10 protein-coding genes are annotated in these 15,501 nt (G+C 74.0%); 9 read left to right on the forward strand and 1 reads right to left on the reverse strand.

Translation table 11 applies throughout. The annotated features are described in order from the left end of the window. The first annotated feature begins 55 nt into the window (after window positions 1–55). Entirely contained in the window at window positions 56–1,432 is a 1,377-nt protein-coding gene (locus QRT04_RS11650) for a hypothetical protein (protein WP_289455425.1), read from the forward strand. Then, complete coding sequence (locus QRT04_RS11655) at window positions 1,411–3,453, forward strand: polysaccharide biosynthesis tyrosine autokinase (protein WP_289455427.1); 2,043 nt, start codon at window positions 1,411–1,413, stop codon at window positions 3,451–3,453. The genes QRT04_RS11650 and QRT04_RS11655 overlap by 22 nt, the downstream gene beginning before the upstream one ends. A gap of 107 nt (window positions 3,454–3,560) precedes the next feature. On the opposite strand, the gene QRT04_RS11660 is transcribed toward QRT04_RS11655, so the two are convergent. Beyond that, window positions 3,561–4,709, reverse strand: coding sequence for an acyltransferase family protein (locus QRT04_RS11660; protein ID WP_289455429.1), 1,149 nt, complete (start codon window positions 4,707–4,709; stop codon window positions 3,561–3,563). A gap of 189 nt (window positions 4,710–4,898) precedes the next feature. Between QRT04_RS11660 and QRT04_RS11665 the strand changes: the two genes are divergently transcribed. From QRT04_RS11665 to eno, 7 genes are all read left to right on the forward strand, one after another. Continuing rightward, the gene (locus QRT04_RS11665) at window positions 4,899–5,351 is read left to right on the forward strand and encodes an adenylyltransferase/cytidyltransferase family protein (protein WP_289455431.1); all 453 of its coding nucleotides are present in this window, start codon (window positions 4,899–4,901) and stop codon (window positions 5,349–5,351) included. A gap of 192 nt (window positions 5,352–5,543) precedes the next feature. Continuing rightward, the gene (gene mfd / locus QRT04_RS11670; protein WP_289455433.1) at window positions 5,544–9,185 is read left to right on the forward strand and encodes a transcription-repair coupling factor; all 3,642 of its coding nucleotides are present in this window, start codon (window positions 5,544–5,546) and stop codon (window positions 9,183–9,185) included. Between the two features lie 93 nt (window positions 9,186–9,278). Then, a complete protein-coding gene (locus QRT04_RS11675) occupies window positions 9,279–9,899 on the forward strand; it encodes a SurA N-terminal domain-containing protein (RefSeq protein WP_289455435.1) in 621 nt (206 codons plus the stop codon). A gap of 4 nt (window positions 9,900–9,903) precedes the next feature. Continuing rightward, complete coding sequence (locus QRT04_RS11680) at window positions 9,904–10,557, forward strand: MazG family protein (RefSeq protein WP_289455438.1); 654 nt, start codon at window positions 9,904–9,906, stop codon at window positions 10,555–10,557. A 141-nt stretch (window positions 10,558–10,698) separates the two neighbouring features. Further along, complete coding sequence (locus QRT04_RS11685; protein WP_289455440.1) at window positions 10,699–12,273, forward strand: Re/Si-specific NAD(P)(+) transhydrogenase subunit alpha; 1,575 nt, start codon at window positions 10,699–10,701, stop codon at window positions 12,271–12,273. Further along, window positions 12,270–13,685 (forward strand): Re/Si-specific NAD(P)(+) transhydrogenase subunit beta, encoded by a 1,416-nt coding sequence (gene pntB / locus QRT04_RS11690; RefSeq protein ID WP_289455442.1) that lies wholly within the window; start codon window positions 12,270–12,272, stop codon window positions 13,683–13,685. The genes QRT04_RS11685 and pntB overlap by 4 nt, the downstream gene beginning before the upstream one ends. 128 nt (window positions 13,686–13,813) lie before the next feature. After that, window positions 13,814–15,097 (forward strand): phosphopyruvate hydratase, encoded by a 1,284-nt coding sequence (gene eno / locus QRT04_RS11695; RefSeq protein WP_289455444.1) that lies wholly within the window; start codon window positions 13,814–13,816, stop codon window positions 15,095–15,097. The last annotated feature ends 404 nt before the right edge of the window (window positions 15,098–15,501 follow it).

A 15,501-nucleotide genomic window follows, 5' to 3' on the forward strand; every position in this document is an offset into this window, starting at 1 on the left:
CCCGTGGCGGCCCACGTCACACTGGGCCAACTCGAGGGAGCGGGGGGAGCACGCGATGTCGTCGGGCGCCTCCGTCGACCGGTTGACGGCACTCCTGGTGGCGGCGACGCTCGTCGCGCTGTGGGCGGTGGTGTCACGGCGTCGTCCCATGCTGGCGATCGCCGCGCTGCTCGTGATGCTGTGCTTCGTGCCGCCGTGGATCGGCGTGAACCTCAAGATCTTCGTGACGCCGCTGACGGTGGCGTGCCTCGTCGTGGCGATCGCGCTGTGGCGCACCCGGCGGGCGCGGATGCAGCCGTTCGACCTCGTGATGGTGCTGGTCCTCGGGATCATCGCGCTGTCGTTCGTCCTCGGGTGGGTGCCGCTCGAGCAGGCGTACGGCGCGGTCGTCGGGTGGGGGATCGCCTACGTCGCCGGCCGTGTCGCGGGCACCGGCGTGCCCGAGAAGCGTCTGTCCACCGCGATCGCCGTGGCTTTCGGCATCGTGTCGGTGCTCGTCGTCGTCGAGTTCGTGACGCGGCACAACCCGTTCCTCGACCTGCACATGGGCAGCGCGTCCGCGTACCAGCGCTGGGGCACCCAGCAGGTCCGCGGTGGCGTCCCGCGCCAGGAGGGCGCCTTCGGCCACTCGATCGCGCTCGGCGGCTCGCTCGCCATGGCGATGCCGTTCGTGTGGTCGAGCGCGCTGCGCTCGTGGCTCAAGGCGGTGACGATCGTGCTGGTCGCGACCGCCGCCGTGCTGACGTTCAGCCGCATCGGCATCGGGTGCACCGCGCTCGCCGTCGCGCTGTGCGTCATCCTGCTCCGCGACGGGGTCTCGCGGGCGTTCCGGATCGCGACCGTGACGCTCGTGATCGTGGGGACGCTGGTCGCCGTGCCGCTCGCGACGGGCGTCTTCGACGCGGCGGGCGCCGAGGCGACGGACAGCGCGGACTACCGGGGGCTCCTCGTGTCGCTCCTGCCGACGATGGCGTGGCTCGGCCAGTCGTCCTCGGCCGCCCAGGACTCGGCGGGGACGCGCACGTTCGGCGCGTTCGGGTCGATCGACAGCACGCCGATCCTGGTCGGGCTCAACTACGGGCTCGCGGTGCTCCTGATCCTCGCCGTCTCGGCGGCGCTCGGGGCGGTCGCGCTGGTGCGCGGCCACCGCAGCCCGGCGCTCGTCGCCGTCGTGGCGGTGCTCCCGGGCCTCACGAGCGTCGCGTTCATCACCCAGTTCACGACGTGGTTCTGGTTCGTCGTCGGAGTCGCCGTGTCCCAGACGGCGCTCGTCGTGATCGCCCGGCCGTCGGCCGCGGCGGCGCTGTCGCCGCCCGCCCGTGAGCCGGACCGGGCGGAGTTCGCCCGCCCCGACCCGGTCGCCGCGGTGGTGCCCGGTGGTTCAATCGCTGGACGGCGAGAGGATGAGGTGTGTCGCTCCACGACTTCCTGACGGTGCTGCGCAAGCGCTGGGTCTGGGTGCTCGTCCCGGTCCTGGTGCTCGGCGGCCTCGTCACCGCGCTCTCGATGCGCGCGACGCCGGTCTACCGGGCGACGGCGAGCATGTACGTCGCGCTCAGCGCGGGCAACACCGCGTCCGACCTCAACCAGGGCTCGACCTTCACGCAGAGCCAGATGACGTCGTTCGCCCGCCTCGCGACGCTGCCCATCGTGACCGGCCCCGTGGTCGAGAAGCTGGGCCTGTCGGTGCCGCCCAAGCAGTTCGCGCACTCGGTCTCGGCCGCGACGCCGCAGGGCACGTCGATCCTCTCGGTCTCGGTGACGAGCGCGGACCCGCAGCGTGCCGCGGCGGGCGCCAACGCCGTCGCGGCGCAGCTCGTGAAGGTCGTCGAGAGCCTCGCGCCCACCGGCACCGACGGGCGCAGCACCATCCAGGCGACGGTCGTCGACGAGGCGACCCCCCCGAGCTACCCGATCGCGCCCAACACGAAGCGCAACGTGATCGGCGCGGTGTTCGCCGGCCTCGTGCTCGGGCTGCTGCTCGCGTTCCTGCGCGAGGCGCTCGACACCCGGGTCCGCCGCCCGGAGGACGTGGCAGCGGCGATCGACGTGCCGATCGTCGGGTCCGTCCGCTCGCTCCGCCGCGTCCAGGACGCGTCCCCGCTCGCGATGGCGCCCGGGGGTGGGCAGTCCGAGGACTTCCGCCGGGTGCGGACGAACCTGCAGATGATCGGCAAGGTCGGCCGGTTCAAGTCGTTCGTCATCTCGTCCGCCATCGCGGCCGAGGGCAAGACCCACGTCTCGGTGCGCGTGGCCGCCGCGTTCGCCGCGGCGGGAGACCGCACCCTGCTGATCGACGCCGACCTGCGGCGCCCGGCGGTCGCCGACGAGCTCGGGCTCGAGGGGAGCGTCGGGCTCACGGAGTGCCTCGTCGGGCGGTCGTCGCTGGCCGAGGTCGTCCAGCCGCTCGGCGACCGGCTCACGGTGCTCGCGTCGGGCGCGATCCCGCCGAACGCGAGCGAGCTGCTGTCGTCGCGCGAGTTCGAGGACCTGCTCGAGGCCGTGCGGGCCGACTACGACACCGTCGTGATCGACGCGCCGCCGCTGCTGCCCGTGTCGGACGGCGTGCTGATCTCGCGGCTCACGACAGGCCTCATCCTGGTCGTCGACGCCTCGCGCACCCGGCGCGCCCAGGTCCGTCGTGCGGTCGAGTCCGTGCGCGTCGGCGGCGGCCGCGTCTCGGGCGTGGTGCTGAACAAGGTCAAGGGCGGCTCCGAGGAGAGCTACGCCTACGTGCACGACGACAAGCGACGTCGTCGCCGGCGGAGCCGTGCCCGCGGTCACGTGGTCCCGGGGCCGTCCCCGCAGCCGCCCACGTCGCGGTCGCGGCGCAAGAAGGAGGCGCCCGACGTCCCGGTCGGGGCGCCCGAGTCCGTCGCCCCGCTCTGGCCCGCTGCGCTCGCCGCGCCCGAGGTCGCGGCGAAGGCGTCGTCGGAGCCGGCCGCCGCGGCTCCCGTGGCGGCCCGCCGCGACGAGGGCGCCACAGGCGAACCGCGCGCTGCCGCGGCGGTGCCCGCCGAGCGTCCCGCGGAGGCGCGCGACGCGGCGGACGCGGCTCCGGCCGTCGGGGGTCGCGAGGTCGTGAGCAGCGGCGCGCCGTCGCCGGACGCGCCGGTCCGGCTGCCGTCTGCGGTCTCGGCGCCGGTCGACCCGCACGGCACGCCTGCGCGGGTCGCCGCCCCGGCGTCGGCCGCCGAGTCGACGGACCGCTCCGACGCCGCCGGACCCGCCGGACCCGCCGGACCTCCTTCCGACCGACGTGACGGCGTGCCCACCGCGTCCGGAGCGGCCGACCTGGTGTCCGGCCAGCGGGACGGGGCTCCGGGCAGTGGCGGGACGGTCGAGCCCGCACCGGATCGGACCGACGCCCCCCGGCCGGCCGACGCGGACGCGGTCCGTCCGGCCGCGACGGAGCTCGCCGGCGCGGACCCTGCGGCGCCTGTGCAGCGCTGACCCGGTGGCCGTGGTGGAGCGGGCGCCGGACGGCACGGTGCGATGGAGGGCGCGGTGCAGCGGGCGCCGGACGGCACGGTGCAGCGCGGGCCGTGCCCGGGCGGTCGTCAGGCGGCGGGCGTCGCCTCGACGGCGGCGGGAGCTGCCGCCACGGGTGCGGCTGCGGCCGGAGCGGCCATGCGTCGCGTCCCCTTCAGCCGCAGCGCCTGCCGCTCGACGCCGAACCAGGACGCGGCGGCGAGCGGCGCGGTCGCCACGACGGACGCCACCGCGAAGACCGGGACGGGCAGGGCCGCGAGCCCGAGCGTCGCGAGGAGCTGCTGGGCGGGGAACGCGTAGACGTACGTGCCGTACGACAGGTCGTGCCGGAGGTTCCACCGAGGCGCGCGCAGGAGCGTCCCCGTGCCGATCGCGAGGTAGGCGAGCGCGGGCGCGGCGAGCAGGCGGTAGTCCGGCAGCAGCGTCGCCGCGACGAGCACGCCTGCGGCCAGCGCGAGCAGCGCGCGCGTCAGCCGGACGCGGTCCTGCCAGACGAGCACGAGGGCGCCCGCCGAGAACATGAGGGCGAACCGGGCGCCCTGCACCACGTAGCCGTTGTGGACGACGTGCGCGTCCACCGCGGCCGCAGCCGCGAGCGAGCCGACGAAGAGCGCCGTGACCGTCTGGCGGGGGTACCGCAACGCGCCCGCGACCCCGAGCGCGGCGACGCCGAGGTAGCAGTACAGCTCCCAGATCAGCGTCCAGAGCGAGCCGTCCCACACGCCGGGGTAGGGGACCGCGCTCGGCGTGCCGTCGATGCCCCACTCGCGGACCTTCACCCCGGCGTTCACGACGACGTAGTGCGCCATGCCGCCGACCGAGACGTGCGCGCCCGACACGGCGGCCGCGACCGGCGCGATCACGAACGCCGTCACCGCCAGGCACACCCACAGGCCGGGGAGCAGGCGCAGGAAGCGCGCCTTCAGGAACGGCCAGAGGTGCGGACGGCTGATCCACGAGCGCACGATCAGGAAGCCGGAGATCGCGAAGAAGCCGTCGACGAAGACGTTCCCGAGGAGCTGGCTCGCGGGCCGCCAGCCGAGCGTCGAGCCGGTCAGCGGGAACGAGTGCCACCCGATGACGCCCACCGCGAGGACCAGCCGCAGCAGGTTCAGCCCGTTGTGCCGGGCGTCGAACGAGCCGCCGATGGTGGCGCGTTGGCTCGGTCCCGGTCCACCCTCCGGGTCGGCCGACACGCGTGCTGTGGTGGACGTCACTCCCGGATGCTAGGCCGCGCTCCGACCGGTTCGACACGTTCTGCGCGCGTTATCACCCGTACCCCATTGGTGTTCTTTGCGCATTTCATCCGTTCGCCTGCTGTCCGATATGTCCGGCACGACCTAACCTCGTCGGTGTCCCCGTCGTCATCGGTGCCGGCGTCGTCACGCATCGAAGGAGCAAGGCAGATGGCACAGCGCATCGGTTACGCCGCGGGGGCGTTCGACCTGTTCCACGTCGGGCACCTCAACATCCTCCGGCAGGCACGCCAGCACTGCGACGTCCTCATCGCGGGGGTCGTCGCCGACGAGGTCCTCGAGATCACCAAGGGCCGGCGGCCGGTCGTGCCGCTGGCGGAGCGCATGGAGATCGTCAGCCACATATCGTTCGTCGACCGCGTGCACGCCGAGATCCACCTCGACAAGCTCGACACGTGGCGCGACGTCGGCTTCGACCTGTTCTTCAAGGGTGACGACTGGCGCGGGACGCCCAAGGGCCTCGACCTCGAGCGCCGGTTCGCCGACGTCGGCGTCGAGGTCGTCTACTTCCCGTACACGCTGCACACGTCGAGCACCCAGCTGCGGCACGCGCTCGACGTGCTGACGGGCGGCACCGGCGCGGCGGTCGTCGCCGCGCAGTAGAGCGGGCGAGCCGCCCGGCGGGAGTCCGGAGCGCGGGGCGCGTCCACGGCGCGCGCCGGTCCAGAGCGTGCGCCGACGCGTCGGTGGCCGGCGCTCGAGCGTGCCTGTCGGACGCGCTTCGTAGACTGGGAGCATCCCCCCGCTCCGCGGATCGGGAGTTCTTGTCGTGCCCGGACGAGGAGCAGATCACCCATGGACCTCACCGGACTTCTGCCTGCGCTGCTGTCCGACCCGGCCGTCGCGAGCGCGCTGGGCCAGGTCCGCGCGCGCGGCGAGCTCGACGTCGTCGGCCCCGCGGGCGTCCGGCCGCCGCTGCTGGCGGCGCTCGCCGGCGCGACGTCGTCGGCGGACCGCACCGGCACCCGCGAGCCGGGCCGTCCCCTCGTCGTCGTCACCGCGACGGGCCGCGACGGCGACGAGCTGGCCGCCGCGCTGCGCTGCTACCTGCCGGACGACGACGTCGCGGTCCTCCCGAGCTGGGAGACGTTGCCGCACGAGCGCCTGAGCCCGCGGGCCGACACCGTCGCGCGGCGTCTTGCGGTGTTCCGCCGCCTCGCGCACCCGGAGCCCGCGGGCGGCCCGACCGGCGCGGTGCGCGTCCTCGTCGTCCCGGTGCGAGCGCTGCTGCAGCCGGTCGTCGAAGGGCTCGGCGAGCTCGAGCCGGTCTCGATCGCGACGGGCGACCGCGTGGACCTCGACGACGTCGCGACCCGGCTGGTGAACGCGGCGTACAGCCGCGTCGACATGGTCGAGAAACGCGGCGAGTTCGCGGTGCGCGGCGGGATCCTCGACGTGTTCCCGCCGACGGAGGACCACCCGCTGCGCGTCGAGCTGTGGGGCGAGGACGTCGAGGAGATCCGTTGGTTCTCGGTCGCCGACCAGCGCAGCCTCGAGATCGCGGACCACGGGGTCTGGGCGCCGCCGTGCCGCGAGATCCTGCTGACGGACGAGGTGCGCGAGCGCGCTTCCGCTCTCGTCGAGCGCCTGCCGGGGGCGGTCGACATGCTCGACAAGCTCGCCGCGGGCATCGCGGTCGAGGGCATGGAGTCGCTCGCTCCCGTCCTCGTCGACCGCATGGTCCCGGTGCTCGATCTCGTGCCCGACGACGCGCTGCTCGTCGTGGTCGACCCCGAGCGCGTGCGGCGCCGCGCGCACGACCTCGTGGCCACGACCGAGGAGTTCCTCGCGGCCGCGTGGACGAGCGCCGCGGCGGGTGCCGCGACGCCGCTCGACCTGTCCGCCGCGTCGTTCGCGAGCTTCGCCGAGGTCCGCGCGCTCGCGGCCGTGCGCGGGCTCGGCTGGTGGACGCTCTCCGGCTTCACGCTCGACGCCGACGCGGTCGACGCGGCCCACGACGTGGCCGAGGGGCTCGGTCACGACGGGGACGTCACGACCCTGCTCGTCGGCGCGCGCGACGTCGAGCGCTACCGCGGCGAGGTCGCGCGGGCCGTGGCCGACGTGCGGACGCTGCAGCAGTCGGGCTGGCGGCTGGTGCTCGCGACCGAGGGTCACGGCCCCGCGCAGCGCATGGTCGAGCAGCTCAAGGCGTCCGACGTGCCGGCGCGGCTCGTCCCGGCGCTGCCCGACGAGCCCGAGGGCGGCGTCGTGCTCGTGGTCCCCGCACCGGTCGGGCCGGGGTTCGTCGCCGAGCCGCTGCGCCTCGCGGTGTTCTCCGAGTCCGACCTGACGGGCCGGGGAGGCACGTCGACGCGCGACATGCGGCGCATGCCCAGCCGGCGCCGCAACGTCGTCGACCCGCTCGCGCTGCGGCCCGGCGACTTCGTGGTGCACGAGCAGCACGGCGTCGGCCGGTTCGTCGAGCTCGTCCAGCGGACCATCGGCACGGGCGCGAACGCCGCGACGCGCGAGTACCTCGTCATCGAGTACGCGAGCAGCAAGCGCGGCCAGCCGGGCGACCGGCTCTTCGTGCCGAGCGACCAGCTCGACCAGGTGACGAAGTACGTGGGCGGCGAGGCGCCGTCGCTCAACAGGATGGGTGGCTCGGACTGGGCCAAGACCAAGGGCAAGGCGCGCAAGGCGGTCAAGGAGATCGCCGCTGAGCTCATCCGCCTGTACAGCGCCCGCATGGCGACGCCGGGGCACGCGTTCGCGCCCGACACCCCGTGGCAGCGCGAGCTCGAGGACGCGTTCGCCTATGTCGAGACGCCCGACCAGCTCGCCACGATCGACGAGGTCAAGGCCGACATGGAGAAGTCCGTGCCGATGGACCGCCTCGTCTGCGGAGACGTCGGCTACGGCAAGACGGAGATCGCGGTCCGCGCGGCGTTCAAGGCGGTGCAGGACGGCAAGCAGGTGGCCGTGCTCGTGCCGACGACGCTCCTCGTCCAGCAGCACCTCGACACGTTCGCCGAGCGGTACTCGGCGTTCCCGGTCACCGTGAAGGCGCTGTCGCGGTTCCAGACCGACAAGGAGGCGAAGGAGGTCGTCGACGGGCTCGCGGACGGCTCGGTCGACGTCGTGATCGGCACGCACCGGCTCATCACGGGTCAGGTGCGGTTCAAGGAGCTCGGTCTCGTCGTGATCGACGAGGAGCAGCGGTTCGGCGTCGAGCACAAGGAGATGCTCAAGGCGCTGCGCACCAACGTCGACGTGCTCGCGATGAGCGCGACACCGATCCCGCGCACGCTCGAGATGGCCGTCACCGGCATCCGCGAGATGTCGACCCTCGCGACCCCGCCCGAGGAGCGCCACCCGGTGCTGACGTTCGTCGGCGCGTACGAGGAGAAGCAGATCTCGGCGGCGATCCGGCGCGAGCTGCTGCGCGAGGGCCAGGTGTTCTACGTCCACAACAAGGTCGACTCGATCGAGCGGACGGCGGCGCGGCTCAGCGAGCTCGTGCCCGAGGCCCGCATCGCGGTGGCGCACGGCAAGATGAACGAGCACCAGCTCGAGCGCGTCATCGTCGACTTCTGGGAGAAGCGGTTCGACGTGCTGGTCTGCACGACGATCGTCGAGACGGGCCTGGACATCTCCAACGCCAACACGCTGATCCTCGAGCGGGCGGACCTGCTGGGCCTCTCGCAGCTCCACCAGCTGCGCGGCCGCGTGGGCCGCGGGCGTGAGCGCGCGTACGCGTACTTCCTGTACCCGCCCGAGAAGCCGCTGACCGAGACGGCGCACGACCGGCTGCAGACGATCGCCGCGAACACCGACCTCGGCGCCGGCATGGCGGTCGCGATGAAGGACCTCGAGATCCGCGGCGCCGGCAACCTGCTCGGCGGCGAGCAGTCGGGGCACATCGAGGGCGTCGGCTTCGACCTCTACGTGCGCATGGTCGGCGAGGCCGTCGCGAGCTTCCGCGGCGACGTGCCCGAGGAGCTGCCCGACGTCACGATCGAGCTGCCGGTCGACGCGCACCTGCCGCACGACTACATCGCGCACGAGCGCCTGCGCCTCGAGGCGTACCGCAAGATCGCCGCGGCCGGCGACAAGGCGGCGCTCGGCGACGTGCGGGCCGAGCTCGTCGACCGGTACGGGCCCGTGCCGCCCGCGGTGGACAACCTGTTCGAGGTCGCGGAGTTCCGTCAGCACGTCCGCGCCGCCGGCCTCACCGACGTCACCGCGCAGGGCAAGTTCGTGCGGTTCGCACCGCTCGAGCTGCCGGAGTCCGCGCAGCTGCGGCTCAAGAGGCTGTACCCGGGGGCCGTGCTCAAGCCCGCCGTGCGTACGGTGCTCGTGCCGTTCCCGACGACCGCGCGCATCGGCGGCCGGCCGTTGCACGGCTCGGAGCTGCTCGCGTGGGCGCGGCAGCTCATCGACGCGGTGGTGGTCGGCGACGTCTCGGCGGCCGCGACGGTGGGGACCCACGCCTGACCCGGAGGCTGCCGCGGCCGACCTGGACGGCGTCCACGGGTGGTGGCCCTACGATGGCCCCGCTCTCTGGTGCGACGACGCAGGAGGTCCGTGGTGGCGGTGCAGTGGCGTGGGCGTTCGACGACGCGGGTCGTCGGTGCCGGTCTGGTGGGCGTCGTGGCGCTCGGTGCGCTCGGCGCGTGCTCGGGCCGCCCCGGCGCGGCCGCCGTGGTCGACGGCCGGACGATCTCGACCTCGGAGCTGCACACGGTCATCACGGAGCTCGGCCCGTACTTCCAGGACGGCTCGACGAACGGCGTCCTCGAGGCGATGGTCGAGGAGCGGCCGATGATCGACCTCGCGGCCGAGAAGGGCGTAGGCGCGTCCGACGAGGACGCGCAGAAGCTGCTGGACCAGGTCGCGAAGCAGGCGGGGACGCCCGGGACGCCGACGTTCTCGCCCGCGAGCGTCGAGGTCGCGCGCGCGTCCGCGTCGCTGAGCAACCTGCAGAACCTGTCCGACTCCGACGCCGCGATGGCCGAGCTGACCAAGCGCATCGCCGCGCAGGACGTGACGGTCAACCCGAGGTTCGGCTCGCTCGGCAAGGGCAACGCGATCGAGCCCGCGCTCGCCCGCCCGTGGTTCGTCTCGAGCCGCCCGGCGGGGTCCTCGCCTGCGCCGAGCCCCGCGCCGACCGACGACTCCGTGACGCCGGCGCCGACGTCGACGCCCTGACGCGATGACCGACGCCGCCGGACGCGACCCGCTGCGCGAGCTCGTCGCGGTCATGGACCGGCTGCGCTCGCCCGGCGGGTGCCCGTGGGACGCGGTGCAGACGCACGAGAGCCTCGCGCCGTACGCCCTCGAGGAGGCGCACGAGCTCGTCGAGGCGATCGAGGCCGGCGACCGGGCCGGGCTGCGCGAGGAGCTCGGCGACGTGCTGCTGCAGGTCGTGTTCCACGCGCGCGTCGCGGCGGAGGACGTCGACGACCCGTTCGACGTGGACGACGTCGCGCGCGACCTCGTGGCCAAGCTCGTGCGGCGCCACCCCCACGTGTTCGCCGACGCCGCCGCGCCCGGCGACGAGGCGGGCCAGCACGCGGCGTGGGACCGGATCAAGAAGGCCGAGAAGGCGCGGGAGTCGGTGTTCGACGGGATCCCCGCGACGCTCGGGGCGCTCGCGCGGGCGCAGAAGGTCGCGGGCCGCGCGGGTCGCGCCGGGCTCGCGGGTGCTCCGCCGGCGGACGCGACCGACGCGACGGACCTCGGGGCGCGCCTGCTGGCGACCGTGCGCGAGGCGCAGCAGGCGGGTCTCGACGCGGAGGGCGAGCTGCGCCGCGCGTCGGCGGCGTGGGAACGCGAGCTGCGCGATCGCGAGGCGTCCGCGCACTGAGACGTCCCGGCTCGCGCAACGGGCACGGCACACCGGCTGCGCCGGTCGCCGAGGCCAAGGTCCCGTCACGCGTCGGACCCCCTGGCTAGCCTCGGACCGAGGCGCCGCACCCGGCGGTGGACATCCGGCGGAGGTGTGCGTGTGGGCGGCGACGTGACGACGACCATCGGTGTGCCGCGCGAGCACGACGGCCAGCCGCTCGTGGCGGCGACGCCCGCGACGGTCCAGCGCCTCGTCGCGCTCGGGTACGGGGTCGCGGTCGAGAGCGGCGCAGGCACGGGCTCGCTCGCCTCCGACGAGGAGTACGCGGCCGCGGGCGCCCGCGTGGTCGACGCGGCGACCGCCTGGGGCTCCGACGTCGTCGTGACGGTCGACGCACCCGACGCCGAGCACGTGGCGGCGTTGCGGCCCGGTGCGGTGCTCGCCTCGATGCTGACACCCGCCGCGCGGCCCGACCTGGTCGACGCGCTCGCGGCGCGCGGCGTCACGGCCCTCGCGCTCGACGCGGTCCCGCGCATCTCGCGCGCGCAGAGCCTCGACGTGCTGAGCACGCTGTCGAACGTCGCGGGCTACCGCGCGGTCGTGGAGGCGGCTGCCGAGTACGGCGGCATGTTCGGCGGCCAGGTGACGGCCGCGGGCAAGACGCCGCCCGCCACGGTGTTCGTCATCGGCGCCGGCGTGGCCGGCCTCGCGGCGATCGGTGCTGCCGCCAGCCTGGGTGCCCAGGTCCGGGCGTTCGACGTCCGCCCAGAGGTGGGCGAGCAGATCGAGTCGATGGGCGCGACCTTCGTCCGCGAGCCCGCCGCGCAGCAGCAGGTGAGCGCCGACGGCTACGCGAGCCCGCTGACGCCCGAGCAGCTCGCCGCGGCGCTCGACCTCTACGCGGCCGAGTGCGCGCGCGCCGACGTCGTCGTCACGACCGCGCTCGTCCGTGGGCAGGCTCCGACCACGATCACCGCGGCGGCCGTCGCGGCGATGCGCCCCGGCTCCGTGGTCGTCGATCTCGCCGCGTCCGGCGGCGGCAACTGCGAGGCCACCGTGCCGGGGGAGCGCGTCGTCACCGACAACGGCGTCGTGGTGCTCGGCTGGACGGACCTCGCGGCCCGCCTCCCGCGGCACACGTCGCAGCTGTTCGGCACCAACGTCGTCAACCTCCTGCGCCTGCTGACGCCCGGCAAGGACGACGGCACGCTCGTGCTCGACCTCGACGACCCGGTGCAGCGCGGAATGACCGTGACGAAGGGCGGCGAGGTCCTGTGGCCGCCACCGCCGGTCACCGTGTCTGCCGCGCCGCCGCCGCCCGTCCAGGCCGTCGCGGCGCCCGCCCCGACCGCCGAGGAGCTCGCGGAGGCGCGCGCCCGGCGCCGCCAGCGACTGACGATCGGCGCCGCGCTCGGCGCCGTCCTGCTGACGCTCGCCATCTCCTTCGCGCCCGCGGCGTTCCTCGGCCACGTCACGGTGTTCGTGCTCGCGGTCTTCGTCGGGTACTACGTCATCTCGAACGTGACGCACGCGCTGCACACGCCGCTGATGGCCCAGACGAACGCGATCTCCGGGATCATCCTGGTCGGCGCGCTGCTCCAGATCGGCTCGGACGACTGGCGCGTCAGCCTGCTGGCCTGCGTCGCCGCCGCGATCGCGAGCATCAACATCTTCGGCGGGTTCCTCGTCGCCAACAGGATGATCCGCATGTTCCGGCGGGAGGACGCCCGATGACGCTCACCTCGCTCGCGCAGGCGACGTACCTGCTGGCCGCCGTGCTGTTCGTCCTGTCGCTCGCCGGGCTGTCGCACCAGGAGTCGGCCAGGCGCGGCAACGCGCTCGGCATGGCGGGCATGGTGCTCGCCCTGGCGGCGACGATCGCGCTCGCGATCGACCAGTCCGCGCGTCCGCGAGCCGCGACCGCGGGCCTCATCGCGCTCGTGCTGCTCGTCGGCGCCGTCATCGGCACGTGGCAGGCGCGCCGCGTCGAGATGACGCAGATGCCCGAGCTCATCGCGATGCTGCACAGCTTCGTGGGGGCCGCGGCGGTGCTCGTCGGGTACAACTCGTTCCTCACCGAGCCGCACGCCGACGCGGTGCACAGGGTGGAGGTCTTCCTCGGCGTGCTGATCGGCGCGGTGACGTTCACGGGCTCGGTCGTCGCGTACCTCAAGCTCTCCGCGCGCGTGTCGTCGGCGCCGCTGACGCTGCCGGGGCGCAACTGGCTCAACCTCGGTGCGCTCGTGGCGTCCGCCGGACTGATGGCGTGGTTCCTCGGCTCGGGCTCGGTCGTGCCGCTCGCGCTCATGACGGTGGTCGCGCTGGCGCTGGGCTGGCACCTGGTGGCGAGCATCGGCGGCGGCGACATGCCCGTCGTCGTGTCGATGCTGAACTCGTACTCCGGCTGGGCCGCCGCGGCCGCCGGCTTCATGCTCGACAACGACCTGCTCATCGTCACGGGCGCCCTGGTCGGCTCGTCCGGCGCGATCCTGTCCTACCTCATGTGCCGTGCGATGAACCGGTCGTTCGTCAGCGTGATCCTCGGCGGGTTCGGCACGGCCGAGGGCACGGTCGCGAGCGCCGCGGGGGAGCAGGGCGAGCATCGCGAGGTCTCGGCCTCGGACGTCGCCGACCTCCTGACGGGCGCGCGGTCGGTCGTCGTCACGCCCGGGTACGGCATGGCCGTCGCCAAGGCGCAGTACCCCGTCGCCGAGCTCGTCGAACGCCTGCGCGCGCACGGCGTGCAGGTCCGGTTCGGCGTGCACCCCGTGGCCGGCCGCCTGCCGGGCCACATGAACGTGCTGCTCGCGGAGGCGCGCGTGCCGTACGACATCGTGCTCGAGATGGACGAGATCAACCCGGACCTCGCGGACACCGACGTCGTGCTGGTGATCGGCGCGAACGACACGGTCAACCCTGCGGCGCTCGAGGACCCGGGCTCGCCGATCGCGGGCATGCCGGTGCTCGAGGTGTGGCACGCGCGGCAGGTCGTGGTCTTCAAGCGCTCGATGGCCACCGGCTACGCGGGTGTGCAGAACCCGCTGTTCTTCCGCGAGAACACCGCGATGCTGTTCGGCGACGCCAAGGAGCAGGTCGAGGCGATCCTCACGCACGTCGCCCCCGCGCCAGCGCGTGCGGCGGGCTGAGCCCGGCCGGGGCGGACATCCTGCCACCGCGGGTGGCGGTGTCCGCCTGGCAAAGGTCCCGTCACCGAATCTCCATGCCCGCACTAGGGTGAGATCGCAAACCCACCCGCACGCCGGAAGGACACCCCATGGCCAGCATCGAGGCCGTCGGCGCCCGCGAGATCCTTGACTCCCGCGGCAACCCCACCGTCGAGGTCGAGGTGGCACTCGACGACGGCACCATCGCCCGCGCCGCCGTCCCGTCGGGCGCGTCGACCGGTGCGTTCGAGGCCGTCGAGCGCCGCGACGGCGACAAGGGCCGCTACCTGGGCAAGGGCGTCGAGCAGGCCGTCAACGCGGTCATCGACGACATCGCGCCCGAGCTGATCGGCTTCGAGGCGACCGAGCAGCGCCTCGTCGACCAGGCGCTCATCGACCTGGACGGCACGCCCAACAAGGGCAAGCTCGGCGCGAACGCGATCCTCGGCGTCTCGCTCGCTGTGGCGAAGGCCGCGGCCGACTCGGCCGACCTGCCGCTGTTCCGCTACATCGGCGGCCCCAACGCGCACGTGCTGCCGGTCCCGATGATGAACATCCTCAACGGCGGCTCGCACGCCGACTCGAACGTGGACATCCAGGAGTTCATGGTCGCGCCGATCGGTGCGACGACGTTCCGCGAGGCGCTCCGCACGGGTGCCGAGGTCTACCACTCGCTGAAGTCGGTGCTGAAGGCCAAGGGCCTCGCGACGGGCCTCGGCGACGAGGGCGGCTTCGCGCCGAACCTCGAGAGCAACCGCGCCGCGCTCGACCTCATCCTCGAGGCGATCGAGAAGGCCGGCTTCGTGCCGGGCACGGACCTGGGTCTTGCGCTCGACGTCGCGTCGACGGAGTTCTTCAAGGACGGGGCCTACCAGTTCGAGGGCAAGGCTCAGACGCCCGAGTTCATGATCTCGTACTACGAGCAGCTCATCCGCGACTACCCGCTGGTCTCGATCGAGGACCCGCTGTCGGAGGACGAGTGGGACTCGTGGAGCCAGCTCGTCTCGGAGGTCGGCGACCGCGTGCAGATCGTCGGCGACGACCTGTTCGTCACGAACCCGACGCGCCTCGCCCGCGGCATCGAGACCAAGGCGGCGAACTCGCTGCTGGTGAAGCTCAACCAGATCGGCACGCTCACCGAGACGCTCGACGCGGTGACGCTCGCCCAGCGCAACGGCTTCACGACGATGACCTCGCACCGCTCGGGCGAGACCGAGGACACGACGATCGCCGACCTGTCGGTCGCGACGAACGCCGGCCAGATCAAGACGGGTGCGCCCGCCCGCGGCGAGCGCATCAACAAGTACAACCAGCTGCTGCGCATCGAGGAGGAGCTGGACGACGCCGGTCGCTACGCCGGCCGCTCCGCCTTCCCGCGCTTCAAGCAGGGCTGACACAGCGCGCACCGGAGGGCCGGCATCCCCGTCGTGGGGTGCCGGCCCTCCGGCGTTCCCGCGCGACGAGGCCTCGGTCCGGCGAGGGACGAGCGGCGCTGCCGACGGGAGGGCGCCCCCGTCGCTGTGCTGCCCGCCGTTCCCGCGGGCGTAGGGACACACCCACGCGGTCCGGCCCGCCTCGCCCGACGCGGTCAATCGCCGCCGCGAGCGGGGCGGCGCGCCCGCCCGGCCGAGGGTCCCGGAGGCGGCGCGGGTCGCGAGGCAGGATGGGCGTCGTGCCTGCCCCCCGCCGTCCCGCCTCGCCGGCCGCGCCCGGCCGGGCCGCGGCGCGTCCGGGCGCGCGGCACGGCTCGACCCCCGGGGGCTCGACAGCCGGCCGGCCCGCGTCCTCGGGTGCGGCG

The organism is Cellulomonas alba (assembly GCF_030362835.1).
Taxonomy (GTDB): Bacteria; Actinomycetota; Actinomycetes; order Actinomycetales; family Cellulomonadaceae; genus Cellulomonas; species Cellulomonas alba.

Coding starts and splice junctions, on each gene's coding strand:
- QRT04_RS11650 (WP_289455425.1), top strand. CDS start 56: ATGTCGTCGGGCGCCTCCGTCGACCGGTTGACGGCACTCCTGGTGGCG.
- QRT04_RS11665 (WP_289455431.1), top strand. CDS start 4,899: ATGGCACAGCGCATCGGTTACGCCGCGGGGGCGTTCGACCTGTTCCAC.
- mfd (WP_289455433.1), top strand. CDS start 5,544: ATGGACCTCACCGGACTTCTGCCTGCGCTGCTGTCCGACCCGGCCGTC.
- QRT04_RS11680 (WP_289455438.1), top strand. CDS start 9,904: ATGACCGACGCCGCCGGACGCGACCCGCTGCGCGAGCTCGTCGCGGTC.
- pntB (WP_289455442.1), top strand. CDS start 12,270: ATGACGCTCACCTCGCTCGCGCAGGCGACGTACCTGCTGGCCGCCGTG.
- eno (WP_289455444.1), top strand. CDS start 13,814: ATGGCCAGCATCGAGGCCGTCGGCGCCCGCGAGATCCTTGACTCCCGC.